General features: G+C 72.0%; 21 protein-coding genes and 1 pseudogene. 14 read left to right on the top strand and 8 right to left on the bottom strand.

Features of this window, described 5'->3' with window-relative positions:
• Positions 1-2 precede the first annotated feature (2 nt).
• From OG542_RS13865 to OG542_RS13850, 4 genes and pseudogenes are all read left to right on the top strand, one after another.
• A pseudogene (locus OG542_RS13865) lies at positions 3-851 on the top strand (ABC transporter ATP-binding protein); the annotation flags it as partial.
• Positions 848-1,588 (top strand): ABC transporter permease, encoded by a 741-nt coding sequence (locus OG542_RS13860; protein WP_328411041.1) that lies wholly within the window; start codon positions 848-850, stop codon positions 1,586-1,588. The pseudogene OG542_RS13865 and the gene OG542_RS13860, both read left to right, overlap by 4 nt.
• On the top strand, positions 1,585-2,754 hold the full coding sequence (locus OG542_RS13855) for a sensor histidine kinase (protein ID WP_328411039.1): 1,170 nt from the start codon (positions 1,585-1,587) through the stop codon (positions 2,752-2,754). The genes OG542_RS13860 and OG542_RS13855 overlap by 4 nt, the downstream gene beginning before the upstream one ends.
• On the top strand, positions 2,751-3,365 hold the full coding sequence (locus OG542_RS13850) for a response regulator transcription factor (protein ID WP_184590795.1): 615 nt from the start codon (positions 2,751-2,753) through the stop codon (positions 3,363-3,365). The genes OG542_RS13855 and OG542_RS13850 overlap by 4 nt, the downstream gene beginning before the upstream one ends.
• A gap of 91 nt (positions 3,366-3,456) precedes the next feature.
• On the opposite strand, the gene OG542_RS13845 is transcribed toward OG542_RS13850, so the two are convergent.
• Both OG542_RS13845 and OG542_RS13840 read right to left on the bottom strand, forming a co-directional pair.
• Entirely contained in the window at positions 3,457-4,308 is an 852-nt protein-coding gene (locus OG542_RS13845; RefSeq protein WP_328411036.1) for a transglutaminase-like domain-containing protein, read from the bottom strand.
• A 30-nt stretch (positions 4,309-4,338) separates the two neighbouring features.
• Entirely contained in the window at positions 4,339-5,355 is a 1,017-nt protein-coding gene (locus OG542_RS13840; protein WP_328411034.1) for a GNAT family N-acetyltransferase, read from the bottom strand.
• A 140-nt stretch (positions 5,356-5,495) separates the two neighbouring features.
• On the opposite strand from OG542_RS13840, the gene fdxA reads away from it, so the two are divergent.
• Positions 5,496-5,813 carry a ferredoxin gene (fdxA, locus tag OG542_RS13835; RefSeq protein ID WP_010047804.1) on the top strand — a complete coding sequence of 106 codons (318 nt, stop codon included), beginning with the start codon at positions 5,496-5,498 and terminating at the stop codon, positions 5,811-5,813.
• A gap of 126 nt (positions 5,814-5,939) precedes the next feature.
• Positions 5,940-7,031, top strand: a complete 1,092-nt coding sequence (locus tag OG542_RS13830) for a bifunctional succinyldiaminopimelate transaminase/glutamate-prephenate aminotransferase (RefSeq protein ID WP_328411032.1) — start codon at positions 5,940-5,942, stop codon at positions 7,029-7,031.
• Between the two features lie 93 nt (positions 7,032-7,124).
• Here the strand turns inward: OG542_RS13830 and OG542_RS13825 are convergent, their stop codons facing one another.
• Both OG542_RS13825 and OG542_RS13820 read right to left on the bottom strand, forming a co-directional pair.
• Positions 7,125-7,571, bottom strand: coding sequence for an ATP-binding protein (locus OG542_RS13825; protein ID WP_261680014.1), 447 nt, complete (start codon positions 7,569-7,571; stop codon positions 7,125-7,127).
• A 344-nt stretch (positions 7,572-7,915) separates the two neighbouring features.
• The gene (locus OG542_RS13820; protein WP_456243532.1) at positions 7,916-8,899 is read right to left on the bottom strand and encodes a heavy metal transporter; all 984 of its coding nucleotides are present in this window, start codon (positions 8,897-8,899) and stop codon (positions 7,916-7,918) included.
• Positions 8,900-8,984: 85 nt separating this feature from the next.
• Between OG542_RS13820 and dapE the strand changes: the two genes are divergently transcribed.
• Both dapE and OG542_RS13810 read left to right on the top strand, forming a co-directional pair.
• Positions 8,985-10,064 (top strand): succinyl-diaminopimelate desuccinylase, encoded by a 1,080-nt coding sequence (gene dapE, locus OG542_RS13815; protein ID WP_328411029.1) that lies wholly within the window; start codon positions 8,985-8,987, stop codon positions 10,062-10,064.
• Positions 10,065-10,184: 120 nt separating this feature from the next.
• Positions 10,185-10,943, top strand: a complete 759-nt coding sequence (locus tag OG542_RS13810) for an LOG family protein (RefSeq protein ID WP_261680012.1) — start codon at positions 10,185-10,187, stop codon at positions 10,941-10,943.
• A 103-nt stretch (positions 10,944-11,046) separates the two neighbouring features.
• Here the strand turns inward: OG542_RS13810 and folP are convergent, their stop codons facing one another.
• A complete protein-coding gene (gene folP, locus OG542_RS13805) occupies positions 11,047-11,907 on the bottom strand; it encodes a dihydropteroate synthase (protein ID WP_328411027.1) in 861 nt (286 codons plus the stop codon).
• A gap of 135 nt (positions 11,908-12,042) precedes the next feature.
• On the opposite strand from folP, the gene OG542_RS13800 reads away from it, so the two are divergent.
• Complete coding sequence (locus tag OG542_RS13800) at positions 12,043-12,444, top strand: DivIVA domain-containing protein (protein WP_408057755.1); 402 nt, start codon at positions 12,043-12,045, stop codon at positions 12,442-12,444.
• A complete protein-coding gene (locus OG542_RS13795) occupies positions 12,441-13,025 on the top strand; it encodes a DNA-3-methyladenine glycosylase I (RefSeq protein ID WP_328411025.1) in 585 nt (194 codons plus the stop codon). Before OG542_RS13800 ends, OG542_RS13795 begins: the two co-directional genes overlap by 4 nt.
• A 14-nt stretch (positions 13,026-13,039) precedes the next feature.
• Here OG542_RS13795 and chcB read toward each other — a convergent pair whose 3' ends face one another.
• Positions 13,040-13,843, bottom strand: a complete 804-nt coding sequence (gene chcB, locus OG542_RS13790) for a 2-cyclohexenylcarbonyl CoA isomerase (protein WP_311127596.1) — start codon at positions 13,841-13,843, stop codon at positions 13,040-13,042.
• A gap of 174 nt (positions 13,844-14,017) precedes the next feature.
• Positions 14,018-14,236 carry a hypothetical protein gene (locus OG542_RS13785; RefSeq protein WP_261680008.1) on the bottom strand — a complete coding sequence of 73 codons (219 nt, stop codon included), beginning with the start codon at positions 14,234-14,236 and terminating at the stop codon, positions 14,018-14,020.
• Between OG542_RS13785 and OG542_RS13780 the strand changes: the two genes are divergently transcribed.
• Positions 14,226-14,393, top strand: coding sequence for a DUF3117 domain-containing protein (locus OG542_RS13780; RefSeq protein WP_003966491.1), 168 nt, complete (start codon positions 14,226-14,228; stop codon positions 14,391-14,393). The genes OG542_RS13785 and OG542_RS13780 overlap by 11 nt on opposite strands.
• Before the next feature lie 118 nt (positions 14,394-14,511).
• On the opposite strand, the gene OG542_RS13775 is transcribed toward OG542_RS13780, so the two are convergent.
• On the bottom strand, positions 14,512-15,210 hold the full coding sequence (locus OG542_RS13775; protein WP_308429242.1) for an O-methyltransferase: 699 nt from the start codon (positions 15,208-15,210) through the stop codon (positions 14,512-14,514).
• 162 nt (positions 15,211-15,372) lie between these two features.
• Here OG542_RS13775 and sigE point away from each other — a divergent pair, with 162 nt between their 5' ends.
• The 3 genes from sigE (at position 15,373) to OG542_RS13760 (ending at position 19,028) form a co-directional block, all read left to right on the top strand.
• Positions 15,373-16,143: an RNA polymerase sigma factor SigE gene (sigE, locus tag OG542_RS13770; protein ID WP_229872871.1), complete on the top strand. Its 771-nt coding sequence runs from the start codon at positions 15,373-15,375 to the stop codon at positions 16,141-16,143.
• Positions 16,144-16,214: 71 nt separating this feature from the next.
• Entirely contained in the window at positions 16,215-17,138 is a 924-nt protein-coding gene (locus tag OG542_RS13765) for an anti-sigma factor family protein (RefSeq protein ID WP_408057754.1), read from the top strand.
• 129 nt (positions 17,139-17,267) lie between these two features.
• A complete protein-coding gene (locus OG542_RS13760; RefSeq protein WP_328411018.1) occupies positions 17,268-19,028 on the top strand; it encodes a S1C family serine protease in 1,761 nt (586 codons plus the stop codon).
• Positions 19,029-19,034 lie beyond the last annotated feature (6 nt).

Below are 19,034 nucleotides of genomic sequence, written 5' to 3'. Positions count from 1 at the left end.
GGGCCGTGGACGGACTGACCCTGACCCTGCGCCCGGGGGAGACCGTGGCGCTGCTCGGCCCCAACGGCGCCGGCAAATCCACCACCCTCGATCTGCTCCTCGGTCTCAAGAAGCCCGACAGCGGCACCGTCCGCCTCTTCGGCGCCGGCCCCCGGGAGGCCATCGTCGCGGGGCGCGTGGGCGCCATGCTGCAGAGCGGCGGGCTGATGGACGAGGTCACGGTCGCCGAACTGGTGCGGCTCGCCTGCGACCTGCACCCGAAGCCGTACCAGCCCTCCGAGGTCCTGTCCCGCGCGGGCATCGCGCAGATCGCCGGCCGCAAGGTCAACAAACTTTCCGGAGGCCAGGCCCAGCGCGTCCGCTTCGCCCTCGCCACCGCGGGCGACAGTGACCTCATCGTCCTGGACGAGCCCACCACCGGCATGGACGTCACCACCCGCCAGGCCTTCTGGGCCACCATGCGCGAACAGGCCGACCAGGGCCGGACGGTCCTCTTCGCCACCCACTACCTCGAAGAGGCCGACGCCGTCGCCGACCGGGTCCTGGTACTGCACCGCGGCCGGCTCCTCGCCGACGGCACGGCCGCCGAGATCAAGGCCAAGGCGGGCGCCCGCCGGGTCTCCTTCGACCTGGCGGGCGACGTCGACGAGGCAGCCCTGCGCGGCCTGCCCTTCCTGACCTCCCTGGCCGTCTCCGGCCGGACCGTCCGCATCCAGTCCACCGACGCCGACGCGACCGTCCACGCCCTCTACGGCCTCGGCGTCTACCCCCGCAACCTCGAAGTCGCCGGGCTCGGCCTGGAGCAGGCCTTCGTCGCGATCACCGCCGCCGAGGAGGCGAAGTCGAAGTGAACAGCCTGATCAAGCTGGAACTCACCCGCGCCCTGCGCAACCGCAAGTTCCTGTTCTTCTCCGTGATCTACCCGTCGGTCCTGTTCCTGATCATCGCGGGCAACTCCGACAGCACCACGAAGCTCCCCGGCACCGGCCTGACCCTGCCGACCTACATGATGGTCTCCATGGCCTCCTTCGGTGCTCTCACGGCCGTCCTCATGGGCAACAGCGAGCGCATCGCCAAGGAGCGCGAGAGCGGCTGGGTGCGGCAACTGCGCCTGACCACCCTGCCGGGCCGCGGCTTCGTCCTCGCCAAGACCGCGAGCGCCGCCGTGGTCAGCCTGCCGTCCATCGTCATCGTCTTCGCCGTCGCGGCGACCGTGAAGGACGTACGCCTGGACGCCTGGCAGTGGCTCGCCCTCACCGGCGCGATCTGGGCCGGCAGCCTCGTCTTCGCCGCGCTCGGCGTCGCCATCGGCTACCTCGCCAGCGGCGACGCGGTCCGCCCGATCACGATGATCACCTACTTCGGCCTGTCGATGCTCGGCGGCCTGTGGATGCCCACGACGACCTTCCCGACCTGGCTCCAGGCCATCGCGAAGTGGCTTCCCACGCACGCGTACGCTGCCCTGGGGCAGGCCATCGAGCAGAGCCGCGCCCCGCACGTCCAGGACCTCGTCGTCCTCGTGGTGTCGTTCGCCCTGTTCGCGGGCGGCGCGGCCTGGCTGTACCGGAAGGACACCCTGAAGGCGTGAGCGGCGTCGGGTTCGGTATCGGGCAGCGCCCCGTGAACCGCCGGCAGCGGACGGTGAAGTCGCTGTGGACCGGCATCTGGCTGGTCTACCTCGGCGCACCCGTCTCCGACCTGCTGCACGGCGGCCACAGCACGGGCGTGCGGATCCTCGGCTGGCTCGGCCTTGCCGCGTTCGTGGCCTGGTACATGGTGCTGGTCTTCCGCACCGGCCGCGGCGAGCGCAACGCCCTGGTGCTCGGCTCGCTCGGGGTCCTCGCGGCCCAGTCCACGCTCCTCGCCCTCACCCTGGGCCGCGAGTGGCTGGTGCTGTTCGTGTATGTCTCGATCGCGTCCGGGGCGGCCCTGCCCCTGCGTATGGCCCGCTGGACCATCCCGGCCGCGTGTGCCCTGCTGACCGCCGTGGCGCTCGCTTCGCACGACGGTCTGTCCTACCTGGGCGGGCTCCTCATCCCGGCCCTGCTCGGCGGTTTCGCGATGACGGGCGTACGCGAACTCGTCCGGACGGCCATCGCCCTGCGCGAGGCCCGCGCCACCGTCGCCCAGCTCGCCGCCAACGAGGAGCGCCTGCGCCTGGCCAGGGACCTGCACGACCTGCTCGGCCACTCCCTCTCCCTGATCACCCTCAAGAGCGAGCTGGCAGGCCGGATGCTCCCCGACCGGCCCGACAAGGCGGCCCAGCAGGTCTCCGACATCGAGCAGGTCAGCCGCCAGGCCCTGGTGGACGTGCGCGAGGCCGTCACCGGCTACCGACGCCCCCGCCTGAGCGGCGAACTCGCCGGTGCCCGGGTCGCCCTGACCGCGGCCGGCGTCACCACCGACCTGCCCGCGGAGCCGCCCGGCCTCGCCGGCGTCCCCGAGGAGAGCGAGTCCGCCCTCGCCTGGGCGCTGCGCGAGGCGGTCACCAACGTCGTACGGCACAGCGGCGCCGGCCGCTGCACGGTCGAGCTGCTGCGCCGCCAGACCCTCGACGGCCCGGTGCTCGAACTCACCGTCGAGGACAACGGCTCGGGCGGCCCGGGCGACGGCCACGGCAACGGTCTCACGGGCCTCACCGAGCGCCTGGCCAAGGCGGGCGGCACCCTGGAGGCGGGCCCGCTCAAGCACGGCTTCCGCCTGGTCGCCCGCGTGCCGACGGCCGACCCGGGGGACGTAGGATCCCCGGCATGAGCCGCACGATCAAGGTCCTGCTCGCCGAGGACCAGTCGATGGTCCGTGAGGCCCTGGCCGCCCTGCTCGGCCTGGAAGCGGACATCGAGGTGGTCGCCCAGGTGGCCCGCGGCGACGAGGTCCTGGAAGCGGCCCGCGAACACGAGGTCGACGTGGCCCTCCTGGACATCGAGATGCCCGGCGCGACGGGCATAGAGGCCGCGGCCCGTCTCCACGAGGAGCTTCCGGCGGTGAAGCTGGTCATTCTCACCACCTTCGGCCGCCCCGGCTACCTCCGCAGCGCCATGGAGTCCGGCGCCGACGCCTTCCTGGTGAAGGACGCCCCCGCCGCCCAGCTCGCCGAGGCGATCCGCAAGGTCCTCACCGGCGAACGCGTCATCGACCCCACCCTCGCGGCAGCGGCCCTGGCGGACGGCGCCAACCCCCTCACGGATCGAGAGCGAGAGGTCCTCAGAGCAGCGGCGGACGGCTCCACCAACGCCGAACTGGCAGCCACCCTGCACCTCTCCCAGGGCACCGTCCGCAACTACCTCAGCACAGCCATCCAGAAGCTCGCGGTGAGAAACCGCGCGGAGGCGGTCCGGGTGGCACGCGAAAAGGGCTGGCTGTAAGCCGACCTTCTTGGGGGCGCGGGGAACTGCGCGACCAGCCACAACGCACCCGCACACGCGACACAACACAAGCCCCTCCGGCGAGATGGCGTCAGTTGAGCATCGCCCGAGCGGCAAAAGCCTCCCCCCGAACCCGCTCAGCCGCCGGCAGGTCCACCGCCGCCACGACGTCCGCGTACGCCTCCAGCTCCAAGGCCCCCGGCACGTAATCCCCCCGCTGCACCAGCAACTGCGCCCGCTCGTACCGCAACCGCGCCGGATGCGAAGGCAACAGCAGCGACAGCTCGACCGCCCACAGCGAGACGTCCGACCGCTCCGGCCGAGCCGCCGCCCACGCCCGCACGTTGTTCAGAATCCGCAGCACCACATCCAGCGGATCCGCCGGCCGCAACATCGCCGGATCGAGCCCCGTCCCCGTCGCCCCGGCGACCAGCACCTCCGCGTCCGCCCCCGTCAGCACCCGCCCTCCATCGAACGGGTCCGCGAGCACCTGCCCCTCGTCAGGCCCGAACCCGACCACGAAATGCCCCGGCAGAGCCACCCCGTACACCGGCGCCCCGGCCCGCCGGGCCACCTCCATCCACACCACGGACAGCAGAATCGGCAACCCCCTGCGCCGCACCAGCACCTCGTGCAGCAGCGAGGACTCCAGCCGCTGGTAGTCGGCCGGGCTGCCGCCGAAGCCCATCCGCTCACCGAGCAGTTCCCGCAGGGCGAGGGCCCAGGCCCGTGGCCCGCCGGGACGGTACGGCAGCAGCCCGGCCAGCCGGTCCAGCTCGACCTGCGCGGCGTCCAGGCCCGCCTCGTCCAGCTCCCGGTCCGCCTCCGCGCCCACCAGCAGGCACAGGGTCGACAGATCGGGCCGCTCGGACCGGGCCTCTTCGGCGAACCGCCGCCGCAGCTCGGCGGAGCGCTCCGGGGACGGGGGATAAGGGGGACGCATAGGTGGCTCGTGCCCTCTCAGGACGATCGGTTACCGGCCGGTGCCGCCGGATTCCGGCGCCCGGTAGTGGTGGTAGGCATGGTGCGGGGCGAAGCCCATCCCGGCGTACAGCTCCCGTGCTCCCGCGTTCTCGGCCTCGACCTGGAGCCAGGCGGCCGACGCTCCCTCGTCGAGGGCCCGCCGGGCCAGCGCGGCCATCACGGCCGTGCCCAGCCCCTGCCGCCGCAGCGCCGGATCGACCTCGACGGCGGCGAACCCGGCCCACCGCCCGTCGACGACACACCGCCCGATGGCGTCCGGAGCGGCACCCCGCGTGGCACCGGGCACGGTCGCGAACCACGCCGAAGGTCCCCCTCCCAGCACCCGCAGCGCCACCTCGCTCAGGCCCCTGCGCTGGTACCGGGCCAGCCACGCCTCGTCCGCCTCCCGGGACAGCACGACCCCGGACGGCTCCGCCCGGTCGGCGACCGGCGCCAGCGGCCCGACCCACAGCTCGGCGGTCACCTCCCGCACCCAGCCCCGCTTCTCCAGCTCGGCACACAGCAGCTCCTGCGTGCCCTCGGCGCCGGTCGCGGTCTGGACGTAGGCGGGCAGCCCGCGGTCGCCGTACCAGCGCCGGACGGCGCCGAGCGCCTCGTCGAGCGGCATGCCCGGCTCGCCGAGCGGCAGCACCGAGTTGGCCCGCCGCGTGAACCCGGACGCGGCCCTCAGCTCCCAGTCCCCGAGCCGCTCGCTCTCCACGGGCCGCCAGGCCCGCGCGGCGACCCGGGCCAGTTCCTCGTACGAGGTGGCCGGACCACGGCGACGCGCCGGAGCGGCGGGCACCACCTTGCCCGCGACCAGCGCGGATTCCGCGATGTGGACGCTCTCGCCGCTCTTGCGTGTGATCAGCAGCACACCCTTGTCCCATGATGTGAGAACGCCGACCGTGTCGGTGAACTTCTCACCCGGAGCCGCGTGTTCGATCAAGCTCCGTACGGAGACCCGTTTGCCCACGTCAGCAGCGGTGATGGCCACCTCGAGACGCCCGGCGGCAGAGATTTCCACAGGTCCGTACACCCCTCCTGTTCGGATCATGCCCAAGAACGGAGATACTAGGGGTGGGCATCGACGACGCCGCGCTCCCGCGCGCCAGGCGGCGGAGCCTGAGGAGGCCCGCCAGCGCCCTATCGAGGAGGAACGACAGCGTGACCTACGTCATCGCGCAGCCTTGTGTCGACGTCAAGGACAAGGCGTGCATCGAGGAGTGCCCGGTCGACTGCATCTACGAGGGCTCCCGGTCCTTGTACATCCACCCGGACGAATGCGTCGACTGTGGTGCCTGTGAGCCGGTCTGCCCGGTCGAGGCGATCTTCTACGAGGACGACACCCCGGAGGAGTGGAAGGACTACTACAAGGCGAACGTCGAGTTCTTCGACGAGCTCGGCTCGCCCGGCGGTGCCAGCAAGCTGGGGCTGATCGAGCGCGACCACCCCTTCATCGCCGCGCTGCCGCCGCAGGCCTAGTCACCGCAAGCGGCCGCACACCGTGCCGCCTCGGTCCCGTACGGCCCGATCACGCGCTGATCGCCGTACGGGGCCGAGGCGTTTGCCCTGGACGGCTCGTACGTACCGGAAAGTGAGCCAGAAACCGTGTCCGCAGTCTCCGACCGTCTCCCCGCTTTTCCCTGGGACAAGCTGACGCCGTTCAAGGCCACGGCCGCCGCCCACCCGGACGGCATCGTGGATCTGTCCGTCGGCACCCCGGTCGACCCGGTTCCCGAGCTGATCCAGAAAGCGCTGGTCGGCGCGGCGGACTCGCCGGGCTACCCGACGGTCTGGGGCACGCCCGAGCTGCGCGACGCGATCACCGGCTGGGTGGAGCGCCGCCTCGGTGCCCGCGACGTCACCCACCGCCACGTTCTCCCGATCGTCGGCTCCAAGGAACTCGTCGCCTGGCTCCCGACCCAGCTGGGCCTCGGTCCCGGTGACCGGGTGGCCTACCCGCGCCTGGCCTACCCGACGTACGAGGTCGGCGCCCGCCTGGCCCGTGCCGAGTACGAGGTCTACGACGACCCGACGGAGCTGGACCCGGAGGGCCTGAAGCTCCTCTGGCTGAACTCCCCGTCGAACCCCACGGGCAAGGTCCTGTCGAAGGCGGAACTCACCCGGATCGTCGCATGGGCCCGCGAGCACGGCGTCCTGCTCTTCTCCGACGAGTGCTACCTGGAGCTGGGCTGGGAGGCCGACCCGGTCTCGGTGCTGCACCCGGACGTCAACGGCGGCTCGTACGACGGCATCGTGTCCGTCCACTCCCTCTCCAAGCGCTCGAACCTCGCGGGCTACCGCGCGGCCTTCCTGGCAGGCGACCCGGCCTTCCTGAGCCCCCTCCTGGAGATCCGCAAGCACGGCGGCATGATGACGTCCGCGCCGACGCAGGCGGCGGTCGTGGCGGCCCTGAGCGACGACGACCACGTCCGCGTCCAGCGTGAGCGCTACGCGTCCCGCCGCGCACTCCTGCGCGAGGCCCTCCTGTCCCACGGCTTCCGCATCGAGCACAGTGAGGCCAGCCTCTACCTCTGGGCCACCAGGGGCGAATCCTGCTGGGACACGGTCGCCCACCTCGCGGAACGAGGCATCCTCGTGGCCCCCGGTGACTTCTATGGCTCGGCGGGCGCGGAGTTCGTCCGCGTGGCCCTGACGGCGACGGACGAGCGGATCGCGGCGGCTGTACGGCGTCTGTAGCCGCCGCGGGCCGTCGGCGCCCGGCAGACACGGGAACACAGCGAAGGGGTCCAGGGACAGTCCCTGGACCCCTTCAGCGGTCTGTGCCCGGCGTCAGCCGACCGGCAGGCCCTTCGCCGGCAGCGTCTTCGCGGACGGCACGCCGCCCTTCGTCAGAGAGTCCGTGGGAAGGCCCCCCTGCGCCGAACCGGCGGCTTCACCGACGAGCTGCCCGGCGGAGCCCGCCGCTTCGCCGGCCGCCTTCTGCGCGACGGGCGTGGCCTTCTTGACCGTCTTGCCGCCGAGCGAGCCCGCGGCCGGCACCGCCTTCTTGACGGTCTTGCTGCCGGTGTCACCGGCGGACTTGCTGACGTCCGTCGCCGCGCCGTCGACGGTGTTGCCGACGTTCGCCCCGTCCAGGGCGGTCAGGCCGCCGAGGTTCGGGTTGGCCGGCAGCTCGGGGGCCGCACTGGCGGAGCCGGCCGCACCGACCCCGGCAGCCGCTCCGGCAGCGACGATGAGCGCGGCACGGGCGATCCGGCGGGTCAGGGGGAGGGACATGGTGCTCCTTCGACGGAGAGAACAGTGAGGTTCGTGAAGTGTCCGACCGGCTCCGGGAGTTGATCGACTGGCTGTGGACCGCCCCGGCTCGGACGCAGTGACTACCGCTCGAAGCCCGGGAAGGTTGCGGCGTCGCAACGTAAAGAGTTGGTAATGCGTCGCATAATCGGCTGCGGACAAACGGGCGAAAAGGCCCCTTCCGGAAAGTCCGCCGAATCCTTCCAGCCCTGTACGCCCAAGGGTTTTCGCGGATTCCCGGGTGAGGGCACGAAAACCTGCGCACACCGTCACGGCCGAGCCGTCCGGGTAACCCCCAGGGGTGAGTTCCCGTACCCCTGCGCGATCTAGCGCATCGTGACAATACGGACGGCGTCCGCGTCCCGTTCCGCCCCCGCGGCGCCCTTCGCCGTCGGAGCGCGCCACTCGCTGGCGGTGTTCCCGGCGACCCACTCACGCCCGGCGTACGTCACGCGCGCGATGTGCAGCTCGGAGGCGTTGGCCACGGCCCAGTGCGCCAGCTGCCAGCCGCGCCGCTCCAGGCTCCGCCCGGTCGCGGAACTCGTGTCGGCGGTCACCGGCAGCGTCACCGTCCGCGAGCCGGATTCGCCCGAACCGCCGCTCGGCGACGGCGTGGGCGCGGCCGCCGACGAGCCGCCCACCTCGGCACCGGCCGGCTCCAGCACATCGCGCCCGAAGTCCCGCACGAGCGCGGTACGCACCCCGTCAGGGCCCGACGCCCGGGTCGCGGCCGGGCGGCCCTCGCAGGTCAGCGTGGCCGCGGACTGGCCGGTGAGGGCGGCGGCGAGCAGCGCGGCGTCCGGCTCGTGCTTGGCGTAGGCCTGCGGGAAGCCGCTGCGCTGCACGCGCTGCGCGGCGACGGTGAGGGGCAGCCGCGTGTAGCCGGGCACCTTGACCAGGTGGTCGTAGAACTCGCCGGCCGAGTACGTCGGGTCCAGGATCTCCTCCCGCGTGCCCCAGCCCTGCGAGGGCCGCTGCTGGAACAGGCCGAGTGAGTCCCGGTCGCCGTGGTTGATGTTGCGCAGGCTGGACTCCTGCAGCGCGGTCGCCAGCGCGATGGTCACGGCCCGCTCCGGCAGTCCGCGCCCGGTGCCCACGGCGGTGATCGTCGCCGCGTTCACGGCCTGCTCGGGCGAGAACGCGTACGACGCTCCGTCGCCCTTGCCCGAGACGACCTTGCAGCCCGGTTCGCCGGTGCCTCCGGTGATGTACTGCACGACGAGGTACCCGGCGACCGCGAGCAGGATCATGAAGGCGGATCCGCATCGGAAGAGGCGGCCGCGACGCTTGGGGGAGGACGGCTCTGGCACGCCGTACAAGGTACTGGAGAGTACGGAGTCCCATGGGCCGGGTGTGGACAGTGGGCACACGGCCTGGCGCGTTAGGGTCGACGGCATGGCCGACACCTCGCTTGACCTCACGCTGGACGCCGCGGAGCTCACCGCCCGGCTCGTCGACTTCCGCTCCGAGAGCGGCACCGAGAAGCCGCTCGCGGACGCGATCGAGACCGCACTGCGCGCGCTGCCCCACCTGACGGTCGACCGGTACGACAACAACGTCGTGGCCCGTACGAACCTGGGTCGCCCGGAGCGGGTGATCCTGGCCGGCCACATCGACACCGTCCCGATCGCGGACAACGTCCCCTCCCGGCTCGACGAGGACGGCGTCCTGTGGGGCTGCGGCACCTGCGACATGAAGTCCGGTGTCGCGGTGCAGCTGCGCATCGCGGCGACGGTCCCGGCCCCCAACCGCGACCTGACCTTCGTCTTCTACGACAACGAGGAGGTCGCCGCGGAGCTGAACGGCCTCAAGCACGTCTCCGAGACGCACCCCGAGTGGCTGGAGGGCGACTTCGCGGTCCTTCTGGAGCCGTCGGACGGCCAGGTCGAGGGCGGCTGCCAGGGCACCCTGCGGGTGCTGCTGAGGACCACGGGCGAGCGGGCCCACTCGGCACGCGGCTGGATGGGCTCCAACGCGATCCACGCGGCCGCCCCGATCCTCGCCCGCCTGGCCTCCTACGAACCGCGCTGGCCGGTCATCGACGGCCTGGAGTACCGCGAGGGCCTGAACGCGGTCGGCGTCAGCGGGGGAGTGGCCGGCAATGTGATCCCCGACGAGTGCGTCGTCACCGTCAATTTCCGGTACGCGCCCGACCGCACGCCCGAGGAGGCCATCGCCCACGTCCGGGAGGTCTTCGCGGACTGCGGCGTGGCGGAGTTCGAGGTCGTCGACCACAGCGGCGCGGCGATGCCGGGCCTGTCCCACCCGGCGGCGAAGGCGTTCATCGAGGCGGTGGGCGGCACCCCGATGCCGAAGTACGGCTGGACGGACGTCTCCCGTTTCTCGGCGCTCGGCGTCCCCGCGGTCAACTACGGCCCGGGCAACCCCCACTTGGCCCACAAGCGGGACGAGCGCGTGGAGACCGCGAAGATCCTCGCGGGCGAGGAGCGCCTGAGGAGCTGGCTGACGGCGTGACCGCCCTGGGGGCGCCGACGTGTTTACGGCGCTTCATCGCGGACATGCTCACGTCCCTCGCTCGTAACCCGCGTAGATCTACGCTGAGGTGGAAAGACAGGCACGACGGAGGGAGCGCACATGGCGACCGGCAACCCCGAGGGGAAGAAGCAGCCGCCGGAGGAGAAGCGCCTGGGCCCGGTCCTCCAGCGGCGGGACCAGGTGCAGGCCAGCACCACCGACCAGCGGCTGCTGGACGAGCGAGCTCCCTCCGACTGGGTCCACACCGACCCCTGGCGCGTGCTCCGCATCCAGTCGGAGTTCATCGAGGGCTTCGGTACGCTCGCCGAACTCCCGCCCGCGATCAGCGTGTTCGGCTCGGCCCGGACGACAGCGGAGTCTCCCGAGTACGACGCGGGCGTCCGGCTGGGCCGGGGCCTGGTGGAGGCGGGGTTCGCGGTCATCACGGGCGGCGGCCCGGGCGCGATGGAGGCGGCCAACAAGGGCGCCCTGGAGGCCCAGGGCATCTCGGTCGGCCTGGGCATCGAACTGCCCTTCGAGCAGGGGCTGAACCCGTACGTCGACATCGGCCTGAACTTCCGCTACTTCTTCGTCCGGAAGATGATGTTCGTCAAGTACGCCCAGGGCTTCGTGGTCCTGCCCGGCGGCCTCGGCACCCTCGACGAACTCTTCGAGGCCCTCACCCTCGTCCAGACCCAGAAGGTCACCCGCTTCCCGATCGTCCTCTTCGGCAGCGAGTACTGGGGCGGCCTGGTCGACTGGCTCCGCCGGACGGTCATCGCCCAGGGCAAGGCCGCGGAGAAGGACCTCCTCCTGTTCCACGTCACGGACGACGTGGACGAGGCGGTGGCCCTGGTGTCGAAGGAAGCGGGCAGGTAGAGGGCTTTTCGAGCTCAGCCTCCTGTCCGACCGAGTCGGGCGGCGGGTGGGCAAAGGCCAGGGGTCCAGGGGGCGGAGCCCCTTGGTACCTCAGGTCAAAGCCTCAGGCCAGCCCACGCCGGGCAACGGCAGGCTCCCGATGCCCGGCGATGGACGCCACCATCTCCAGCACCTGCCGCGTCTCGGCGACCTCATGCACCCGGTACACCTGCGCCCCCAGCCACGCGGACACCGCCGTGGTCGCCAGCGTCCCCACGACCCGCTCCTTGACGGGCCGGTCCAGCGTCTCTCCCACGAAGTCCTTGTTGGACAGCGACACCAGCACCGGCCACCCCGTGGCGGCCATCTCGTCCAGCCGCCGCGTCGCCTCCAGACTGTGCCGCGTGTTCTTCCCGAAGTCATGCCCGGGATCGATCAGCACGGACTCCCTCGGCACCCCCAGAGCCACCGCCCGCTCCGCCAGCCCGACGGTCACGTCCAGGATGTCGGCCACGACATCGTCGTACTCGATCCGGTGCGGCCGCGTCCGCGGCTCCGCACGGCCCGCGTGCGTGCACACCAGCCCCACCCCGTAGCGCGCGGCGACCTCGGCGAGCCCCGGATCGACCCCACCCCACGCGTCGTTCAGCAGGTCGGCCCCGGCCTCGCACACGGCCTCCCCGACCTCGGCCCGCCAGGTGTCCACGCTGATGATCACGTCCGGGAACCGCCGCCGCACCTCGGCCACGAACCCGACCGTTCGCCGGGCCTCCTCCTCGGTCGTGACCTCCTCGCCCGGCCCGGCCTTGACCCCGCCGATGTCGATGATCGCGGCTCCCTCGGCCACCGCGTGCTCCACGCGCGCGAGCGCCGGCTCGTCGCGGAAGGTCGCGCCCTGGTCGTAGAAGGAGTCCGGGGTCCGGTTCACGATCGCCATGATCACCGGCTCGCGCGGCTCGAATTCCCGCCTGCCCAGCCTGAGCATCCCCTGTGACCTTTCCCTGGTACGTCCCGTCTTCCGCCGCCTGCGACCCTAACTGTCAGACTCGCATGGCACGATCGGAGCCTGACAACATCCGTCTCCGAAGACTCCGAGACGCCTGACCGTGGGGGCCCCGCGATGGTTATGTTCTTGTTCCTGGTCGTCGCGCTGGTCCTCGTGGTCGGCGCGGTGACCCTGGCCGTGGTGGGCGGCGGCGAGAACGGCCCGCTGCCCGAGGCCGCGCCCGAGCGGCTGCTGGACCCGCTGCCCCCGGACCGCCCCGTCGACCGCGCGGATGTGGAGGGCCTCCGCTTCCCGCTCGCCGCCCGCGGCTACCGCATGGGGGACGTGGACGACGCCCTCAGCCGCCTGGGCGCCGAGCTCGCCGAGCGTGACTCCCGCATCGCGGACCTGGAATCGGCCCTGGCAGGCGCCCGGGCGGCCGCCACCCACGGCCCCGTGTCCCCGCAGCACCACGCGTCCGCGGAGAACCACGTGTCCATGGACAAGCCCACCCCGCGACAGGAGGACCGGCCGTGAGCGACGGCGCCGCCCTCGCCGGCCCGGACGGCGCGCTGCGCTGCCCCTGGGCCCTGTCCGCCCCGGAGTACGTGACGTACCACGACGAGGAGTGGGGCCGCGCGGTCCACGGTGACGACGAGCTCTACGAACGTCTCAGCCTGGAGGCCTTCCAGTCCGGCCTGTCCTGGATCACGATCCTGCGCCGCCGCCCCGGCTTCCGTGCCGCCTTCGCCGACTTCAAGATCGCCTCGGTGGCCGTCTTCACCGACGAGGACCGCGAGCGCCTGCTGGCCGACGCCGGCATCATCCGCAACCGCGCCAAGATCGACGCGACGCTCGCCAACGCGCGCGTGCTGACCGAGTGGGCCCCGGGAGAACTGGACGAGCTGATCTGGTCCCACGCCCCCGAGCCGGGCACGCGCCCGGTCCCGAAGTCGCTCTCCGACGTCCCGGCCGTCACACCTGAGTCGACGGCCCTGTCCAAGGCGCTGAAGAAGCGGGGCCTGCGTTTCGTCGGCCCGACGACGGCGTATGCGCTGATGCAGGCCTGCGGACTGGTCGACGACCACCTGCAGGCCTGCGTCGCACGTCGTGCCTGACGCCGTGGCGCGGGTCAGCGGCCCAGGTACTTCGGCTTCTCCTTGTTGACGAAGGCCTGCACCGCGATCGCGTGGTCCTCGGAGGACCCCGCCCGCGTCTGCAGCTCGTCCTCCTTCTCCAGGGTCTCCTCCAAGGAGTGCGTCAGCCCGTAGGCCACCGCCTCCTTGAGTGCCGCGTACGCCACCGTCGGACCCTCGGCCAGCGCCCGTGCCACCTTCTCGGCCTCCGCGCGGAGCTCGCCGGCGGGCACCAGGCGGTTGGCGATGCCGAGCTCGTACGCCTCCTGCGCGCTGATGCTCCTCGGGAAGAACAGCAGGTCGGCCGCCCGGCCGGGGCCGATCACCCGCGGCAGCGTCCACGAGATCCCCGAGTCGGCGGTCAGCGCCACCCCGGCGAACGAGGTGTTGAACGCGGCCGTGTCCGCCACGATCCGGTAGTCCGCCGCCAGCGCGAAGCCGAAGCCCGCCCCCGCCGCCACCCCGTTCACGGCGGCGACGACCGGCTTCGCCGCCTCGGCCAGCGCCCGCACGATCGGGTTGTAGTGCTCCCGCACCGTGTTCATGGTCCGCCTCGAACCGGTCTCCCGGTCCTCGACCAGCAGCCCGATGTGCTCCTTGAGGTCCTGCCCGACGCAGAACGCCCGGTCACCGGCGGCGGTCAGCAGCACCGCCCGCACGGCGGCGTCGTCCGCCGCGGACCGGACCGCCTCCCGCAGGGCGACCTTGGCCTCCACGTTCAGCGCGTTCATCGCCTCGGGGCGGTTCAGCGTGATCGTCGCGAGCCCGTCGCTCACCTCGTAGAGCACGGTGTCGGCCATGGCGTATCCCCTCCGTGTCGCCGCTCGGGGACCTACCGGCCGGTAGGTCCCGGGTCTGCAGGACAGCATGACGGAGATCGCCGACCGGTGAACGCACCGGACGTGTGACCTGCGTCAAAGAATTCTCACCCGTTTTCGTTCGGCGGATGTGTGTGCGGTGGCGGAGTATCGCAGTCACATCGCCGAATTGAGTGGTTTTGCTCGCGTGCGTTGCCCAAGCGATGCCAACTGATGTTGGTCATCGGGTCCTGAGATGCGGGATAATGGCTTGGAAGCAATGTGTTCGATGCCGGTGTCGCGTGTCCTGCTCAGGGCCGCACGTGTGCCCTTCTCGGGGCCGACGGCTTTGACGATGAGCTGGGTTTCAGGAAGGGGAACGAGCATGGCGGCCATGAAGCCGCGGACGGGCGATGGCCCGCTCGAGGTGACCAAGGAGGGGCGGGGCATCGTCATGCGCGTTCCGCTCGAAGGCGGCGGTCGGCTCGTCGTCGAGCTGACCCCGGACGAGGCCGACGCGCTGGGCGATGCCCTCAAGAAGGTCGTCGGCTGAGGCGCAAGCGACCATACCCTTTCAGCTGCCCCGGCATCACGTGTGGTGCCGGGGCGGTTGTTTTCTCATCAATGACTTTCGCCTGCCCCGGCTTCCGCTCCACTAACGTGCGATCCGGCTAGCGTTTCACCGCGCACAGCAGTCCGTCGCCCACCGGCAGCAGTGACGGCACCAGCTCCTGGCTCTCGCGTACCGTGCGCAGCAGCTCCCGCAGGCGCAGCACCTCCGTCGGCTGCGGTCCGGAGTCCACCGTCCGGCCGTTCGCGAAGGCGCCCTCGAAGACGACGAGCCCACCGGGGCGCAGCAGCCGCAACGATTCAGCGAGGTAGTCCATGACCTCGAGGCGGTCGCCGTCGCAGAAGACGAGGTCGTATCCGGAGTCCGCGAGGCGGGGCAGCACGTCCAGGGCACGGCCCGGGATGAAGCGGGCCCGGTTGCTGGCGAAGCCGGAGGCGCGGAAGGCCTGGCGGGCGAACTGCTGGTGCTCCGGCTCCGGATCCACGGTCGTGAGCACACCGTCGGGCCGCATACCGTGCAGGAGGTGGATCCCGGAGACACCGCAGCCGGTCCCGATCTCCGCGACGGCCTTCGCGTCGACGGAGGCGGCCAGCAACCCCAGCGCGGAGCCCGTGCCGGGCGTCACCGAGCGCAGCCCCGCGTCACGGGCCCGGTCACGGGCCCAGCGCAGCGCGTCGTCCTCGGCGACATAGGCGTCGGCGAACGCCCAGCTCGTCTGCCGGTTGCCGGTAATGACCCTCTCCTGTCCCCGTGAATGCCTCGGCGTGACTGTATCCGTTGGGTCCGGGAACCCGCAGATGGGACCGGTCGTTTAAAGGGATGAGCGAGTGGCGCGGGCCGGGACGGGGGACAGGCAGTGGACGAGGACGCCGAGCAAGTGCCGTCGCAGCAGTACGAGGCGTATCAGCCCAGATCAAATTCTCGTAAAACCGCTTATCCGGTCCTAACGGGCGAGGTGGCTATGGTAGGGGCTCCACTGGACACCACCAGAGCTGACAGGGGAGGTGCGGCTGCGCCTGTGGATCGCGGAGGAGTGTTCCGGCGCTTCCTCGGATCAGCGGGCAGGCCGACATCCGTGAACGACACTGCTGACCACAGCCACGCCGCTGACTTCGCCCAGACCGCGACCTTCTCCACCGACGCGGACGGGCAGGCGTGGACTCCGCCCACCTGGGAGGAGATCGTCAGCACGCACAGCGGCCGGGTCTACCGGCTCGCCTACCGCCTCACCGGCAACCAGCACGACGCCGAGGACCTCACGCAGGAGGTCTTCGTCCGCGTCTTCCGCTCCCTGTCGACCTATACGCCGGGCACCTTCGAGGGCTGGCTGCACCGCATCACCACGAACCTGTTCCTGGACATGGTCCGCCGCAAGCAGCGCATCCGCTTCGACGCACTCGGCGAGGACGCGGCCGAGCGGCTGCCCAGCAAGGAGCCCACGCCGCAGCAGGTCTTCAACGACGCGCATTTCGACGCCGACGTCCAGCAGGCCCTCGACACCCTGGCCCCCGAGTTCCGTGCCGCGGTCGTCCTGTGCGACATCGAAGGACTGTCGTACGAGGAGATCGCAGCGACCCTCGGCGTCAAGCTCGGCACGGTCCGCTCGCGGATCCACCGTGGGCGCTCCCAGCTGCGCAAGGCCCTAGCGCATCGCTCCCCGGAGGCGCGTGCCGAGCGCCGCTCCTTCGTGCCCCGTGTTCCCGCATTGGGAGGAGGGGGCGCGAGCGCGTGAGCGGATCACGTCCTGAGTCTTCCGAGGGACACCTCGCAGAGCAGCACCTGGGAGACCGACTTTCCGCCCTGGTGGACGGAGAGCTCGGTCATGACGCGCGTGAGCGCGTACTGGCGCATGTGGCCACCTGCCCGAAGTGCAAGACGGAGGTGGACGCCCAGCGCCGGCTGAAGAACGTGTTCGCCGAGGCGGCCCCGCCCCCTCCCTCGGAGAGTTTCCTGGCCCGCCTGCAGGGACTACCCGCGGGGGGCGACCCGGACGGTGACGGTATGCCCCCGGGGAGCGGAGGGCTACCCGGCGGACTGTCCGGACGGTTCGGATCGTCCGGGGCCTTCGGCGCCAAGCGCGGTGAGCGGTTCGAGTTCGGGTACGCCCCGTCCCGGCCGCACATCCCTGTGCTGCCTTCCGACAGCCGAGGCCTTTCTTCGCGGAGCCGGGGCTTTCCCATCCACGACGTCGGCCGGCACGAGACCGACAGGTCCTCCTCGCGGCTGCGGTTCGCGTTCGCGGCCGCGGGGGCCGTGTCCCTGGCCGCGATCGCCCTGGGCGGCGTCACCACCGGCACCCCTGGCGACACGGAGGCCCGTGGCGGCTCCGGCGCGGGAAGCAATGTGACGCCGATGCGTACCCAGGGGTCGGGCGCGACGACGCCGCCCGAATCCCAGCGGCGTCGCGGCGCGGCGCCGCTGCTCGGACCGGTGCACGGCCAGAGCATGCTCGGCCAGGCCCCGGTCGCCCCGACCGAGGTGTCGGCACCACTGCTGCCCGGCGTGCCGCCTGCCGCACGGCACCACGCCGCGCACGCGCTGACCGCCCCGATGGTGGCCGGTGCCGTGGCCATGTCCCCGTTGATACATCCCTTCGGGGCGGCCGTGCCGGCCGTCCTGACCTCGTGGTCCGCGATCCCCGAGAGGGCGGCGCCGCTGCTCGCCGTGCCCCTTCCGGACACGACCTCGTCCCCCTCTCCTCCCGCCTCCTCACGGACGGCCCGCTGACCGGCCTCTGCGCACCGGGCGGCGAACCTGATTGAATCCGGGGGTTGTCGCCCGCTGCCGAGGTGTGGCCGGGCCGATTCGACGAACCGCGGTCACCGCATCGAGCCGTGCCGCGGCTGTGGGGAGAGCATGAACGAGGGGAAGCCCACGAAGGCGAAGTGGTGGAGCCGTCCACGGCCGCAGGACGCTCCGGGGGAGCCGGAGGAGCAGGGGGTGGCTCCGGCGGACTCCGCCGGCACCGACGGTGACTTCGAGCTGGCGCGGCCCGCCGTGCCGCAGGACGAGAACGCGGGTGACTACGAGTTGAGGCGCCCCGAGGAGCCTGCCGACAGCGCCGTGGAGCCCGCCGTGCCAGTCGGTGGTGCGCCCAAGCCGCTGCACGATCCCGACCCGTACAGCACCCCGCCCTACGGCGAACCGGGCCCCTGGGCGCCCGCGCCGCCCGTCCAGCATCCGGCGGCGACGCCGACGCACGGCACGGCGATACCGAGCCGGACGTCCATACCGGGCGCACCCGTCCCGCCTGCGGCCGTCCCGTCGGCGGCGTCGGCAACGACTCCCAGCATCCCGGCACCGTCACCGGCCCCTGCACCTGCACCTGCGGCACCTGCGCCTGCGGCCCCTGCACCGGCCCCTGCGGCACCTGCACCGGCACCGGCCCCTGCGGCCCCTGCCCCCGCTCCCGACCCCTGGCAGCGTTACGACCCCTGGGCGGCTCCCGCGGCCCCCGGGCCTCTCCAGCAGAACGGGGCCGGTGTACCCAGCACGGAGCAGCGGCGTAAGCGGGGCAGGAAGGCACTGGTGAGCGGTGCCGTGCTGCTGGCGCTCGTGTCCGGAGGGGCCGGCGGCGCAGTAGGGACGTATCTGGAGCGGAACGGGGGCGTCGGGACCGTCGAGCTGCCACAGGCCGGGAGGGAGTCCGCGGGGCGGGACGCCGACAGTGTGGCCGGGATCGCCGGGCGGGCCCTGCCCAGTGTGGTCACCCTGCATGTGAGCGGAGGCGGCGAACAGGGCACCGGCACCGGCTTCGTGCTCGACGACCGCGGTCACATCCTCACCAACAACCATGTCGTGCGGCCCGCCGGATCCGCGGGCGAGATCACCGTGACCTTCAACAGCGGGGAGACCGCCCAGGCCGAGCTCGTCGGCCGGGACAGCGGCTACGACCTCGCCGTCGTGAAGGTGAAGGGCGTACGCGGCCTCACCCCGCTGCCCCTCGGCAACTCGGACAACGCGCAGGTCGGCGACCCGGTCGTGGCCATCGGCGCGCCCTTCGACCTGGCCGGCACCGTCACCTCCGGCATCATCAGCGCCAAGCAGCGGCCCATCACGGCGGGCGGCGAGAAGGGCGACGGCAGCGACGTGTCGTACGTCGACGCGCTCCAGACCGACGCGCCCATCAACCCCGGCAACTCCGGCGGGCCCCTGCTCGACTCCAGGGCCCGGGTCATCGGCATCAACTCCGCCATCCGCTCGGCGGGCAGCGGCTCCGAACCGGAAGGCGGCCAGTCCGGCTCCATAGGCCTCGGCTTCGCCATACCCATCAACCAGGGCAAGCGGGTCGCCGAGGAGCTGATCAACACCGGCAAGGCGACCCACCCGGTGATCGGCATCACCCTGGACATGGACTACACGGGTGACGGCGCCCGTGTCGCGGCCGAGGGCGGCGAGGGCGGACCGCCGGTGACCGTGGGCGGGCCGGGCGCCAGGGCCGGGATCAAGGCGGGCGACGTCATCACCACGGTCGACGGCCAGCGGGTCCACTCCGGCGAGGAGCTGATCGTCAAGACCCGGGCCCACCGTCCCGGCGACCGGCTGGAGCTGACGCTGGAGCGCGGTGGCAAGGAACGGACGGTCTCACTCGTCCTCGGCTCCGCCGGCGGTAGCTGAGACGTG

This window comes from Streptomyces violaceus (genome assembly GCF_036014075.1).
In the GTDB taxonomy this organism is placed as follows: Bacteria; Actinomycetota; Actinomycetes; order Streptomycetales; family Streptomycetaceae; genus Streptomyces; species Streptomyces violaceus.
Note: the sequence above shows the minus strand (reverse complement) of the source record. Positions and strands in the feature narration are given on the sequence as shown.